Genomic DNA, 12,360 nt, shown 5'->3' with positions numbered 1-12,360 from the left:
GTCCACCGGTTCTACTATATATATCGAAAATTAAGGAAAAATACTTAAAATAATTTCCTAAGCTTGGCAATTATTTTGTTGTAGACTTTCCGCATATGTGGTTCATTGGAATATATAGTTATCTCGTCCATAGGAATCCACTGAACACCGCTATTCTCGTCGGCTTTAACAATAAGCCTTTCTTTCTCATCCGCCTCAATCAGAAAGGCAACTGATAAATGCACATGAGCCGACACATATTCTTCTCTTTTGATATGCCCGGCTACCGGGAGTACATCCAAGGAGAAGATCTTCTCCGTCAACGGGCGAATCCGTTTCACACCGGTTTCTTCCGTTAATTCTCTCATCGCGACGGCTAATAAATCGGTCTCTCCGTCCGCGTGGCCGCCTGTCCATGACCAGCTATTATATATATTATGATGTACCATTAACACTTTATTTTTGGTTTTATTAACAGCAAAGGCCGAGCTTGTTATATGGGCAAGCCGGTTATTCCGGGTCAAAATATCGTCAAAACCGGCAATACAATCTAAAATCATTGCCTGGTCCTTTTTTTCCTGTTCATTGAAAGGGTCGTATTCTTTTATTAATTCAATCCAATCCATTTCTTTTTCCCGCTTTCATCTAAAATTCACCAAAAACAGGACGATACAATAAGTATTATATAATTTTCTGTAAAAATACAAAACGCCTGCTAAATCAAACTAATTTTCACAGGCGTTTTGTAGTCAATACACTGCACATCTTCTTGAAATTGGATTCCTTTTTTCAATTTTGGCCATTTAATTTTTATTGGCATCTGCAATCGGCTGATATATATCCAACTCACAGTAATTATCTTTGGATAATTGGGTATCAATATATTCAAACCGGAATGTATCGGCAAATTTATAACCCGACTTAAAAATCCATTTAGAATACATGTGAACCAGCAGGCGTCCTACCTGTCTGCCGTTTATGTCGTCGGGACGAAAAAAGCCGACAAAACGAAAAACTACGTATTTATGGGCGGGTATGGAGATTCCTTCCATTCCCGCCGGTATATGATTTAGATCCTGCACTTGAATGGACGGCATATAATAGATACAGCCGTTTTCATTATCACTCCAGTCCGTATAGCCGAAGTAAACTCGCGAATCAACCGGATTGGGAATCCGCTGCTTATGATTATAGAAGAAATCCCGCCCATAAAGGTTGGCAACTTTGTCGCCGGACTTGCTCATAATCTTATGCTTTACACCAGTCAGGAAAAATCTTTGTTTAAACATAAATGACGGTTTGTATACCACCGAATTACTGACTGATAAAATTTCATCTACGTTTATTTTCTCTTGAATGTTGAGTGACACCGGTTCCGACCTGACTTTCAGGGGTGTAACCCCAAATTTTTTCCGGAATGCTCTAATATAGGACTGTTCATAATCAAAACCATAATCCATGGCAATGTCTATGATCCGTTTATTCGTATCTTTCAGTTCGCCTAGGCTGGATGAGAGTTTGCGGGATTGGACATAATCCATTAATGGTTCTCCCGTCAATGATTTAAACATCCTATGCAAATAATATTTTGATATTCCACAATACCCGGCGACGTCATCCAGGGAAATCTTTTCATAAAGATTGTCTTCAACATAACGAATACATTCTGCGATGGTTGCCTTTAAATCCATTGGACATCCTCCCTCCTTTAAACAACTATCGCCCAGTAGCGGATAAACGCTTATAACATTTCACACGCTTTTAGAACCAAAGTTGCATTCTGTCCCCCAAAGCCAAAGGAATTCGTAAGCGCATGGGTAATCGCCGCTTTTTTCCCCTGGTTCGGAACATAGTCAAGATTACATTCCGGATCGGGACTTCTATAATTTATCGTGGGCGGTATAAAACCGTCTTTAATGGCATAGGCGGTAACAATCGCCTCAACAGCTCCGGCAGCTCCCAGCAGATGGCCGGTCATTGATTTTGTCGAGCTTACGGCCAACTGACCGGCGTGACCGCCAAATACAGACTTTATGGCGGCTGTTTCGGCTTTATCGTTTAACTCCGTTGAAGTACCATGAGCATTAATATATTGAATATCCTCCGGCGGCAAACCGGCATCAGCCAAAGCCAGCCTTATACACTCGGCGGCGCCTTCACCGCCCGGGGCAGTTGCCGTTATATGGTAGGCATCATTGGTACAGCCATAACCTGCCACCTCGGCAATAATATCCGCCCCTCGCTTCAGGGCATGATTCAATTCTTCGAGAATCAGCACTCCTGCTCCTTCCCCCATAACAAATCCATCCCGCTCCCTGTCGAAAGGCCTGCAGGCAGTGTTAGGGTCCGGGTTCCTGGTCATCGCTTTGCTGGCGCAGAACCCGGCCATAGCCAGGCGGGTAATCGGCGCCTCCGTTCCGCCGGCGATCATAATGTCGGCGGCATTTCTTTGGATTAATTTATAAGCATCGCCAATGGCATTGCTGGAAGAAGCACAGGCGGTCACAACACATTCAACAAATCCTTGAATTCCATACTTAATGGCAATCATTCCCGCCGCTATATTGGGCAGCATCATCGGCACCATGAAGGGACTGATCCGGTCCGCCCCCTTTTCCAGTAACACACGGTGCTGATTCTCCAGTGTTTCCAGTCCCCCTATGCCCGAACCGACTATCATGCCGGTCCGCCGTGACTTAATTGCAGCATCGCTTAATCCCGAGTTTTCAAGCGCCATTTTCGTCGCCGCCACGGCATATTGGGCAAACCGGTCCATTCGCCGGGTTTCTTTTTTATCCATAAAATAACCGGGATCAAAGTCTTTTATTTCCGCCGCAACCTGCGTAGGGAAGTCCGCTACATCAATCCTTTCAATCCGGCTGATGCCGGAATTCCCGCTTTTTACGGAATGCCAAAGTTTATCCGCCCCCATCCCCAGAGAAGTAACCGCTCCCATTCCCGTAATTACCACACGTTTATGCATCGTCTAATCCTCCTTTATTTGACTCTGGTCTTACCAAATAGGCCCCAAACTGAAATCCTTACTTACTGTAACACGCAGCCGCAATTAAAAATGAACAACTTTTGCTTTTTGTTTATTCAAGAAAGCCCCAAAGGGTCTTTAAGTGGAAGGAAAGTATTTTACTTTTCGATTGTAAGAAGAATGTGTTATTTTTAGAAACAACCCGAAAAGTTATACTTTCCGATCCCATAAAGGAAAGGCCCGAACCTCAAGATGGGTTCGGGCCTTTATTCCTTTGCGTTGTGACATTCAAACATCCCGGGAAAGAATATGCAAGTCATTTCGGGTAAGAAAACCGGTCTTATGCCAAAAATTCATACCCAGATGATTATCTTTGAAAACAAACAAATGACATTTCCTTATCCCCGCCTGTTTAAGCCGGCGAAAACAATTTTCGACTAAACGGCGGCCAATTCCGTTCCTCCGGTAAGCAGCATTTACCGTTAAGTGATGGAGGTAGCCTCGTCTGCCGTCATGCCCGCAGAGTATGGCGCCGACAATCTCTTGCCCTCCGGTTTCAGCGACAAAACTCAACCCGGCATTTCGCTTTAGAAACAGACTGATATTTTCCTGCGTGTCGGCATCACTCAAGCCAACTCCCTCAGTACTTGACCAAAGCTGCCAGACCTGGGCATAGTCCTCAATCTTCATTTCCCGGATTGTTATTTTATTCTCCATAGTACCGCCTCCCTGTTGCAATGTAGGACACTACTTTTTAATGTAGTGTTTACCCGGAGTTAACAATGACTAAAATAAAACAGTATATAATGTATACATATGAACCGTTAAAAGAAGGGTTGGGATCTGTATGGCCATATGGCATATTGACATGGATGCTAAAGATTTTGTGCACTATCGCAAAAGGCTTATTAACAGAGGGTTTATTCCAACTAATTACTTTTCAGTAAACGGGTTTAATATAGTGAAGATGAGAAAGCTGGCAATTGCCGGAAAAGTAGATGCGCTGCGCTGTGTCGTCGGTAAATCCGTCAGGTGGTACTATCGCGAAGACCAGGCCGAATTGGCCCGTCTTCGTGGAGAATTGCAGTAAAACCCCGTCAAGACGAATAACGAAATAGATACCCCTGTAGATTCGGCCGGAATTTACAGGGGTTTTGTCAATTTTCTATTTCTCCGGCGAAAAAAGGAAGCGGGGAATTTTACGGTCTTTGACAACAAGTGACCTTACTTCCCCCGCCGGCAGCGCTCCCATTTTGACATAAAAATCTTTCACCTGCGGGCCGGACAGGATTGTCAGCTCTTTAATGCCCAGCTTATTGCACGTATTAACCATGTGATTCCATAATAACTTTCCATAGCCTTTGCCGATGCTTTCCGGCTCAATATAAAGATATTCCAGGGAGATTTCGCCGGGTCCGATTAAAACACCATAGAAACCAATAATTTCTTCATTCTCTTCGATAACAAAGGCTGGGTTATGCCCGATAAAATCCTCCGTTACTTTATAGACGGATGTAAACTTCTCCATATAGCCGGAATCATAGCCCCAGTAAGCCTCGGACCGAACGGCGATGGCGGTTAATGTCTTACAATCCGCTTTCCTGGCTCTTCGTATCCCCGGCATGATCGTGCCCCCTCACCGTTCCGTCTTTCCGCTTGTTTGCCAGGTTAACTACAACTTAAGATTCCGGCAACGTTTCATTAAAGCTGCCTACCCGGTATCCTTCCAGGTCCAGCGTTATGTAACGAAAACCAAACTTCCTGAATTTCGCGGCAATCTGATCCAGGATGGTCTCATTAAATAATTTGCACCGGTCCTTAGCAGGCACTTCAATCCTGGCCAGATTATCGTGGCAGCGCACCCGGACGGCTTTAAAACCCAAATCCATCATATATCTTTCGGCACTTTCGATTTTCACAAAATCCTCTACTTTTAATTCAGTGCCGTAAGGTATTCTGGTAAGCAGACATGCATAAGGCGCTTTATCCCAAGTGCCCAGACCTAATTTTTTCGACAAGGCTCTTATTTCCGCTTTGCCTAATTTACACTCCAGGAGAGGGCTTTTTACATTGAGTTCCGCTAAGGCCTTCAAGCCCGGCCGGTAGTCACCGGTATCGTCGAAATTCGTCCCGTCAATAACATAATTATACCCTTCCCGTTCAGCAAGAGCCTGGATCATGGCAAATACGGCCTTCTTGCAAAGATAGCACCGGTTTTCCGGGTTATTCCTGATTTCATCAATAATGGGCGCTTCTATGATTTCGTACCGGACGCCTAATTCGGCAACCAGCTTGCGGGCCTCTTCAATCTCCCATCTGGGAATATACGCTGAAAGGATGGTTACTGCTTTCAGATTATCGCCGAGGGCTTCCTGCGCAGCCTTAAGCAGAAATGTGCTGTCCACTCCGCCGGAGAAAGCTAAAACAACCTTTTCCATCTTCTGCAAATACTTAATTAGTTCCGTATATTTCTCATTGTTTATCATTCGTTATCTTCTCCTGCTGTTTATAGTGCTGCAAGCAGCAATTAAGGTATAAACTTCTATTCAAAAAGCGCTTGTACCTTTTGCAATTCCTGCCGGACGGCAATTCCCTGCGGGCAATGGTTTTCACAGTTGCCGCATTCCACACATTTCGAAGCATGGGCTTTTGAATCCAGTCGGAAGTTATACATAAACTTATACCGTTCTTTCGTTTCCGGCGTTCCGCCGAAAACCGAATAATCGTTGTATATTGAGAAACAGCCGGGAATATTTACTCCCGCAGGACAGGGCATACAATAGGCACAGGCCGTACAATTCACTTTTATTCTTTCTTTATAGAGAGCTTTAACCTGCTCAATAATCTTCAGTTCTTTCGCGGTTAGAGAATTCGGCCGGGCGGTTTCCGCCAATTTTACATTTTCCGTTACTTGCTCCAGTGTTGTCATGCCGCTTAAGACAACGGAAACTTCCGGATGGTTCCATACCCAGCGTAAACCCCATTCCGCCGGCGTTCTTGGCACATCGGCCTGCCGGAATAAATCCAGCGCTTCCGTGGGGAGACCGTCAGTAAGCTTGCCGCCCCTTAACGGTTCCATAACGGCAATGCCCAATCCTTTTTGTGCTGCATACATCAGGCCTTCTTTCCCTGCCTGGTAATTCTCGTCCAAATAATTATATTGGATCTGACAAAAGGACCAGTCATAATAATCGATGATTTCTTTAAACAAACCAACCCTATCATGGAAGGAGAAACCTGCATATTTAATTTTGCCGTCTTTGACAGCCTGGTCCAAAAACTCCGTAATTCCTGCCTCTTTTAAAACAGGCCAGGTATGCGACCCCAGGGTATGTACCAGGTAAAAATCAATTGTATCCGTCTCCAGCCGCTGCAATTGCTCATTTAAATAACGGTCCATATCGGCTCTGGATTTTATCAGCCAACTGGGAAGTTTGGTCGCTAACTTTACCCGTTCTCTGTAGCCATCTTTAAGTGCTTTGGCAACAAAGGGTTCACTCGCTCCGGCATGAGTAATGCCGTTACCATGGTAAGGATAGGCGGTATCCACGTAATTTACGCCGTTATCAATTGCATAACGGATCATTTTTATCGCTTTATCTTCATCGATTTTGGTCGGGTCGTTCCCGAGAACAGGCAGCCGCATGCAGCCAAAACCTAAAACAGAAACCGGTTCCTTTGTCTTCCCATAGGTTCTGTATAACAAAACAAACGCTCCCTTCGATATTATGATAATAAATTTATTCTATATCTTCAAGTGCACTCGAAGTCAAGCCATAGTCACCCACTCTGGCAATGTCCAGACCAAATTCCCGTTCTTTTTTTCGGGCTTTATAAAGAGTGATTGGCAACAGTCTGTTTTCTAACAGCCCAATCAACTCCGCCAGTTTCTCATCAGGCATGCAGCAGCCGGCAATAACGCCCACTAGCAGTTCCGGCGGAAAAGGTATTTTCGCTTTGGCTTTGTTAGGCATTATCACCCGGTATTCTTGTTCATATTGCCAATCGACGGCTTTAATACAGAAGCGGTTGATACTCAGTTCAGCATCGGAAGCGGAAATGTAGTTCAGGCTGGGATATTCGGCATAATAACTTACTTTACTGGCACCGAATCCCCCGGAATTGGAGTGGTTGAACTCCAGGCAGATTCCTTTATGATTATCGGCGTAATGAGACCACATAACAATATTACGGTTTTCCGCACTGAAACAGCATATCCCCATTGCTTTGCGCAATACATCGACAATATTCTTTTCAAAATATTGTTTTCTTTCCCGCAAACTCATTTTAGCCAATGTGTCGCCGATTGCCCGCTGTTCCTCTTCGGTCAGGTTTCTGTTATGAACGGCGGCAAAGGCCCGCTTAAACCGCTCCAGCCATTTTTCCATTGCTCCATCCATGTCAGCCAAAACAACATTGCCGTCAAAAGGGTCATTAAAACTTTCCGCCGAATTAAAATATACCCTGTTCTCCAGCAGTATATCTTTGGCGTAATCATTCCAGGGACAATATTTGTACAACTTAGGTGGTCGCGTCTCCATTCTGCAGCCCTCCAAAATCACAATTGGCAACAATGTAGTATGCGGCTGAACCGGCAATTCTATTCTGTGAGAAAAACCGCTATGCGGTCTTTCGGCTCATGGGGCAGGGCTCGGGGTACGACGGGAAAATCCCCGGAAAAATAAAATGAGGGGGATTATCCCCCTCAGCTACGCCTTTATATCAATGTGACTGCCCCGGCTTGGGTCCTTGCCCGCATCTTCTTCCTCGTTGCTGTGATTTTGGTATTTTCTATTTTCCTGGTTATCATCCGCCTGCTGTTCGTTGGCGTGTTGCTCCTTGAAATGTTTCTCCCGCTGTACCCTGCCTTGTTCGTTTTTAGGTACATTTTGTATTTGGTGCAGACGTTTATCAGCGATTTGCTGCAATTGTTCGGCAAACCCCTGCTGCTGTAATGTATTTTGGTGTTCGGCTGCATGCTGGTTTTTACTAACCGTTGTCGCCTGAGGCAGGATTGTTTGCATGTCCAAGGGCCGAATACTCATAAATATCAACTCCTCAAATAATATAAGAAGTGGGCAAATAGTACCGTCAATTACTAAACAAGGCTATTTGTAACAAAAATATATTTATAAATATTATAAACCTAAAATATCGGAAAATCATTTTATTTGTATAAAATTCGGATTAAGCAGTGTTAATGTTATCATTGACAAATTATAATAAAGAGGAGACAAAATAGTAGACCCCCACCGGCGTGAGGGTCTATGACAAGGAATAAAGAGGAGATCTCCAACATTTATTTTATCGACAAATTATTATAAATAGATAATAGGACTTTTGCCCTACAACAAAAACTCTACCCTGGCACAACCCGTAGGCAACTAAGAGATTAAGGAGATTAATCCGTGTATGATAACAGATCAATGGATTAAAACAGCGGCAGCCGGTTCCGCATCGTACAGCCGGGGCTTTCTCTACTATCGCAACCACTATGTTCGGCAATTGCAATTGCTGCCCGGCGGACAAGGGTTTTGGGCCCAGGTGGAAGGCGGGCAGCTTTACAATATTGAGGTACAGTTCGACCAGAATAAAAAAATCACCCATTACAGCTGTGACTGTCCGGCTTTTTCTTCTTACCCGGGAGCCTGTAAACATCTCGTCGCCGTATTCATGACTCTCCAGAAGAACTGGACTCAGTATTTTCCGGAAGAAATAATGGTTCCGCCGGCTCAACCGCTTCCTTTCTCGCCGGAACAGAGGCAGAAAACTTCGTTATCATCCCGGGCAGTGCGGAAGCTGTTAACATTTTTCACGAATGAGGCCGCCGGTTACTCCGGTCCTACCGGCCAAACTCCTGCCAAACTCCTGCCGACTCTCTTTTTTTCGTTAAACGGCGGACAAAAAAACTGCTGGCTGGAATTCACCATCGGCAATGAACGGATGTATATTCTGAAAGACATTACCCAGTTTTTGAACGCTGCTACAGGGGATGAAAAAATTATTTTTGGCAAACATTTTGTTTTTGAGCCGCGCACAACCCGTTTTGATGCCGTATCACAAGCTTTGCTGCAACTAATGCAGCAAGCCTATTTAGAGGACAAGCAGCGTTCGTCCTGGTCTTACTCTTCCACTTCCTGTTTTGCGAATCCCCGGCAATTTAAAATGACCACCTCCAACCTGCAAAAATTTTTCACTGCCGTTGCCGACAGGCCCTTTCCTATGGTCATTAACGGCAATCCGGTCCATGGGGTCAGAATTAACGACGGAAGGCCTCCCTTAAACCTGGAGGTGAAAATGAGCCGGGAGGGGCTGCGGCTTATTCCCGTCTTGGATGGCAATATGTTTTACGGCTTGGATACTAATTTCGAATATATTTATTACCATCAGGTTATTTATAGAGTGGATGCAGATTTTTCCCGGTACATTGGACCGTTCCTAACATGTCTGAATGAAACCCAGAAAAATGAAGTGCTGATTTCCTTGCCGTCGGCCTCCGACTTTTTCTCCGCTATGCTTCCTGCACTTAAGACCATCGGCTCGGTTACACTGGATAGCGAAATTTATGCCCGCTTCCGGCAGGAACCGCTTGAAAGCCGCGTTTATCTGGACCGGTTTGATGCCGGAATCAGTGCCCGTATTGAATTTCACTACGGCGAAACGGTCGTCAATCCGGCCGCTTCCTTTCCTCAGACGGAAATCCAAGACAATGATCTCTGGCTAATTCGAGAGACAGCGGCAGAAAATCAATTGCTTACGCTATTCCGGCAATATGGCTTTCAACGGCAGCAAGACATCTTCGTTCAGCCTGTTGAAGAGGCCGCCTATCAATTTTTACGGCAAGCATTGCCTGAACTAAGGGATTTGGCTGATATATATTACTCGGATCGTTTAAAAACAACCGGGATCAGACTCCCCGGCCGGATCGCCGCCGGGGTCAGACTGAATCCGGCCAGCGATATGCTTGAATTTTCCCTGCAATATGAAGATTTGTCCTGCCAGGAACTTTTCGCCCTATTAGAAGCGTATAAACTCAAGAAAAACTATCACCGTCTGCCGGATGGTACGTTTATTCCACTTGACTCCCCGGATTTTCAGGCAGCCGCTTTTCTGATCGACCAACTGGGCCTCCGTCCGTCAGACCTCGAAAAGCAACAGGTCGAACTCCCCAAATACCGCGCGCTTTACCTTGACAGCCTGGCTCGGGAAGCAGCCGACTTTCCCCTGGAACGGAATCATGCTTTTAAAAAATTAGTACAGGACATCAAAGAACCCCGGGATACGGACTATCGACTTCCCCCAGGTATCCACACCAACCTCCGGAGCTATCAAAAGACGGGGTTTAAATGGCTGAACTCACTCGCCGAGTATGGACTCGGCGGTATTTTGGCCGATGACATGGGGCTGGGAAAAACACTGCAGGTGCTGGCCTTCCTGCTGGCAGCGAAAGAAAAAAAGGCAGGACCATCCCTTGTTATCGCCCCCACTTCGCTCCTTTACAACTGGCAGGAAGAAGCCGCTAAATTTACCCCCGGCTTAAAAGTAACCGTCATCGCCGGCCAGCAGGCCGAGCGGTGCGAACAGCTTCAGGATTTTAGCCGGACCGACCTGTTCGTAACCTCTTATGGTCTTATCAAAAGAGATATCCGGTTTTATAAAGACAAAGAATTCCGCTATTGCTTTCTGGATGAAGCCCAGCATATAAAAAATCCGCAGACTCTCAGCGCCAGAGCCGTCAAGCAGATTCGGGCCCAAAATTGTTTTGCCCTGACGGGAACGCCCATTGAAAACACCTTAACGGAACTTTGGTCCATTTTTGACTTTTTAATGCCCGGTTATTTGTTAAATCATGCCTCCTTTCTTCGCCGTTTTGAAATTCCTATCGTAAAAAACAAAGAGGAAACCGCCCTCACTAACCTTAAATGGCATACGCGACCTTTTATTCTGCGGCGGATGAAAAAAGAAGTGTTGCATGAACTGCCGGAAAAAATTGAAAGCAAGCTAAGCTCCGAAATGACGCCGGAACAGTCTAAGCTTTACGCCGCCTGGTTGCTAAAAGCACGAACCGAATTTGAAAATGAAGTACAAGCAAATGGTTTTGAACATAGCCGGATCAAAATTCTGTCCCTTCTCACCCGGCTGCGCCAAATATGCTGCCATCCGGCCTTATTCGTTGAAAATTATCCGGGCGGCAGCGGCAAGCTGGATCTGCTGGAGGAAATACTCAGCGAGGCGGCCGGCAGCGGACACCGGGTGCTGCTCTTTTCCCAGTTTACCGCTATGCTGCAGTTGATCCAACAACGGCTGGAGCATCGCCAAATTTCTTATCACTATCTGGACGGCACAACCAAGGCGGCAGACCGCATCAAACTGGTCCATTCGTTCAACGCCGGAGAAAGGGAAGTGTTTCTGATATCTTTGAAAGCAGGAGGAACCGGCTTAAATCTCACCGGGGCCGACATGGTCATCCATTATGACCCCTGGTGGAATCCGGCCGTTGAAGAGCAGGCGACCGACCGTGCTTACCGCATTGGTCAAAAAAAATCCGTACAAGTATACAAGTTAATCACGAAGGATACCATTGAAGAAAAAATTTACCTCTTACAACAGAAAAAAAAGGAGTTGATCGACACACTGATCAAACCCGGCGAAAATTTTCTCAACAAAATGAACGAAACCGAAATTCGGCAATTGTTTGATTCAACCTGAAAAATCATTAGACCTGCCAAGTCCCGGAAAAACACCGATTTTGAGCCAATAATATTTTCAGGAAGGGACAAAATATCATTTAGCACCATAAGTCAGTACCTTTTTGGGCAACTAACGCTTCCGGAGGTCTCCCGGAGGACACCGGCCTTGCTAAATAATCCTACCCGGTAATACATCTGTGAATTGGGATTCTTGACTTCAAAGACAGAATGTCATACAATTTTGTAATCAGTGATGAACTAAAACGCTATAACCGGTTAAACCCATACATATTATTTTTGACCAATATTATAAGAAATAAAAAACAGGAGGCTTTATGGCCAAAGTATTAATTGTCGACGATGCGGCATTCATGCGAATGATGCTGAAAAACATTCTTACCCAAAATGGTTATGAGGTAATTGGCGAGGCCGCCACCGGGGAAAAAGGAGTCATCCAGTATAAGGAACTTCGTCCCGATGTTGTCACCATGGACATTACCATGCCCGATATGGATGGGATTACGGCCGTGAAAGAAATAAAAAAAGTTGATCCGGCCGCTAAAATTATTATGTGCAGCGCCATGGGGCAGCAGGCAATGGTCTTCGAGGCAATAAAATCCGGCGCCGCCGATTTTATTGTTAAACCGTTCCAGCCCGACCGGGTGCTGGAATCACTCCGTAAAGTTCTCGCCAAATAAGAAAGACCCA

General features: G+C 45.4%; 12 protein-coding genes. 3 read left to right on the top strand and 9 right to left on the bottom strand.

The features are described from left to right. Nucleotides 1-44 precede the first annotated feature (44 nt). The 4 genes from LUCIF_RS09665 to LUCIF_RS09650 all read right to left on the bottom strand — a co-directional run bounded on the left by LUCIF_RS09665 (nucleotide 45) and on the right by LUCIF_RS09650 (nucleotide 3,679). The gene (locus LUCIF_RS09665; protein WP_122627687.1) at nucleotides 45-605 is read right to left on the bottom strand and encodes an NUDIX hydrolase; all 561 of its coding nucleotides are present in this window, start codon (nucleotides 603-605) and stop codon (nucleotides 45-47) included. Between the two features lie 177 nt (nucleotides 606-782). Continuing rightward, the gene (locus LUCIF_RS09660) at nucleotides 783-1,670 is read right to left on the bottom strand and encodes an AraC family transcriptional regulator (protein ID WP_122627686.1); all 888 of its coding nucleotides are present in this window, start codon (nucleotides 1,668-1,670) and stop codon (nucleotides 783-785) included. A gap of 50 nt (nucleotides 1,671-1,720) precedes the next feature. Then, nucleotides 1,721-2,962, bottom strand: coding sequence for a beta-ketoacyl-ACP synthase II (fabF, locus tag LUCIF_RS09655; RefSeq protein WP_122627685.1), 1,242 nt, complete (start codon nucleotides 2,960-2,962; stop codon nucleotides 1,721-1,723). Nucleotides 2,963-3,250: 288 nt separating this feature from the next. Beyond that, nucleotides 3,251-3,679 (bottom strand): GNAT family N-acetyltransferase, encoded by a 429-nt coding sequence (locus LUCIF_RS09650; protein WP_122627684.1) that lies wholly within the window; start codon nucleotides 3,677-3,679, stop codon nucleotides 3,251-3,253. Between the two features lie 130 nt (nucleotides 3,680-3,809). Here LUCIF_RS09650 and LUCIF_RS09645 point away from each other — a divergent pair, with 130 nt between their 5' ends. Then, the gene (locus LUCIF_RS09645) at nucleotides 3,810-4,052 is read left to right on the top strand and encodes a hypothetical protein (RefSeq protein WP_122627683.1); all 243 of its coding nucleotides are present in this window, start codon (nucleotides 3,810-3,812) and stop codon (nucleotides 4,050-4,052) included. 75 nt (nucleotides 4,053-4,127) lie between these two features. Here LUCIF_RS09645 and LUCIF_RS09640 read toward each other — a convergent pair whose 3' ends face one another. From LUCIF_RS09640 to LUCIF_RS09620, 5 genes are all read right to left on the bottom strand, one after another. Next, nucleotides 4,128-4,586, bottom strand: a complete 459-nt coding sequence (locus tag LUCIF_RS09640) for a GNAT family N-acetyltransferase (protein WP_122627682.1) — start codon at nucleotides 4,584-4,586, stop codon at nucleotides 4,128-4,130. Nucleotides 4,587-4,641: 55 nt separating this feature from the next. Beyond that, nucleotides 4,642-5,448, bottom strand: coding sequence for an ATP-dependent sacrificial sulfur transferase LarE (gene larE, locus LUCIF_RS09635; protein ID WP_122627681.1), 807 nt, complete (start codon nucleotides 5,446-5,448; stop codon nucleotides 4,642-4,644). A 56-nt stretch (nucleotides 5,449-5,504) separates the two neighbouring features. After that, nucleotides 5,505-6,668, bottom strand: a complete 1,164-nt coding sequence (locus LUCIF_RS09630) for an aldo/keto reductase (protein ID WP_122627680.1) — start codon at nucleotides 6,666-6,668, stop codon at nucleotides 5,505-5,507. Between the two features lie 34 nt (nucleotides 6,669-6,702). Beyond that, on the bottom strand, nucleotides 6,703-7,503 hold the full coding sequence (locus LUCIF_RS09625; RefSeq protein WP_122627679.1) for a DUF2971 domain-containing protein: 801 nt from the start codon (nucleotides 7,501-7,503) through the stop codon (nucleotides 6,703-6,705). Nucleotides 7,504-7,671: 168 nt separating this feature from the next. Beyond that, nucleotides 7,672-8,007, bottom strand: a complete 336-nt coding sequence (locus LUCIF_RS09620) for a hypothetical protein (protein ID WP_122627677.1) — start codon at nucleotides 8,005-8,007, stop codon at nucleotides 7,672-7,674. A gap of 367 nt (nucleotides 8,008-8,374) precedes the next feature. On the opposite strand from LUCIF_RS09620, the gene LUCIF_RS09615 reads away from it, so the two are divergent. Next, nucleotides 8,375-11,671 (top strand): DEAD/DEAH box helicase, encoded by a 3,297-nt coding sequence (locus LUCIF_RS09615; RefSeq protein ID WP_122627675.1) that lies wholly within the window; start codon nucleotides 8,375-8,377, stop codon nucleotides 11,669-11,671. 316 nt (nucleotides 11,672-11,987) lie between these two features. Next, nucleotides 11,988-12,350, top strand: a complete 363-nt coding sequence (locus LUCIF_RS09610; RefSeq protein WP_122627673.1) for a response regulator — start codon at nucleotides 11,988-11,990, stop codon at nucleotides 12,348-12,350. The last annotated feature ends 10 nt before the right edge of the window (nucleotides 12,351-12,360 follow it).

Source organism: Allolucifera butyrica, from assembly GCF_900476375.1.
Classification (GTDB): Bacteria; Bacillota; Negativicutes; order Sporomusales; family UPPP01; genus Lucifera; species Lucifera butyrica.
This window is presented reverse-complemented; position numbering and strand designations above follow the sequence as displayed.

Bases quoted from the DNA above. Each gene is read 5' to 3' on its own strand.
- LUCIF_RS09660 (WP_122627686.1), bottom strand. From the start codon at position 1,670: ATGGATTTAAAGGCAACCATCGCAGAATGTATTCGTTATGTTGAAGAC.
- LUCIF_RS09645 (WP_122627683.1), top strand. From the start codon at position 3,810: ATGGCCATATGGCATATTGACATGGATGCTAAAGATTTTGTGCACTAT.
- LUCIF_RS09610 (WP_122627673.1), top strand. From the start codon at position 11,988: ATGGCCAAAGTATTAATTGTCGACGATGCGGCATTCATGCGAATGATG.
- LUCIF_RS09640 (WP_122627682.1), bottom strand. From the start codon at position 4,586: ATGCCGGGGATACGAAGAGCCAGGAAAGCGGATTGTAAGACATTAACC.
- LUCIF_RS09615 (WP_122627675.1), top strand. From the start codon at position 8,375: ATGATAACAGATCAATGGATTAAAACAGCGGCAGCCGGTTCCGCATCG.
- LUCIF_RS09625 (WP_122627679.1), bottom strand. From the start codon at position 7,503: ATGGAGACGCGACCACCTAAGTTGTACAAATATTGTCCCTGGAATGAT.
- LUCIF_RS09665 (WP_122627687.1), bottom strand. From the start codon at position 605: ATGGATTGGATTGAATTAATAAAAGAATACGACCCTTTCAATGAACAG.
- fabF (WP_122627685.1), bottom strand. From the start codon at position 2,962: ATGCATAAACGTGTGGTAATTACGGGAATGGGAGCGGTTACTTCTCTG.
- LUCIF_RS09620 (WP_122627677.1), bottom strand. From the start codon at position 8,007: ATGAGTATTCGGCCCTTGGACATGCAAACAATCCTGCCTCAGGCGACA.
- larE (WP_122627681.1), bottom strand. From the start codon at position 5,448: ATGATAAACAATGAGAAATATACGGAACTAATTAAGTATTTGCAGAAG.
- LUCIF_RS09650 (WP_122627684.1), bottom strand. From the start codon at position 3,679: ATGGAGAATAAAATAACAATCCGGGAAATGAAGATTGAGGACTATGCC.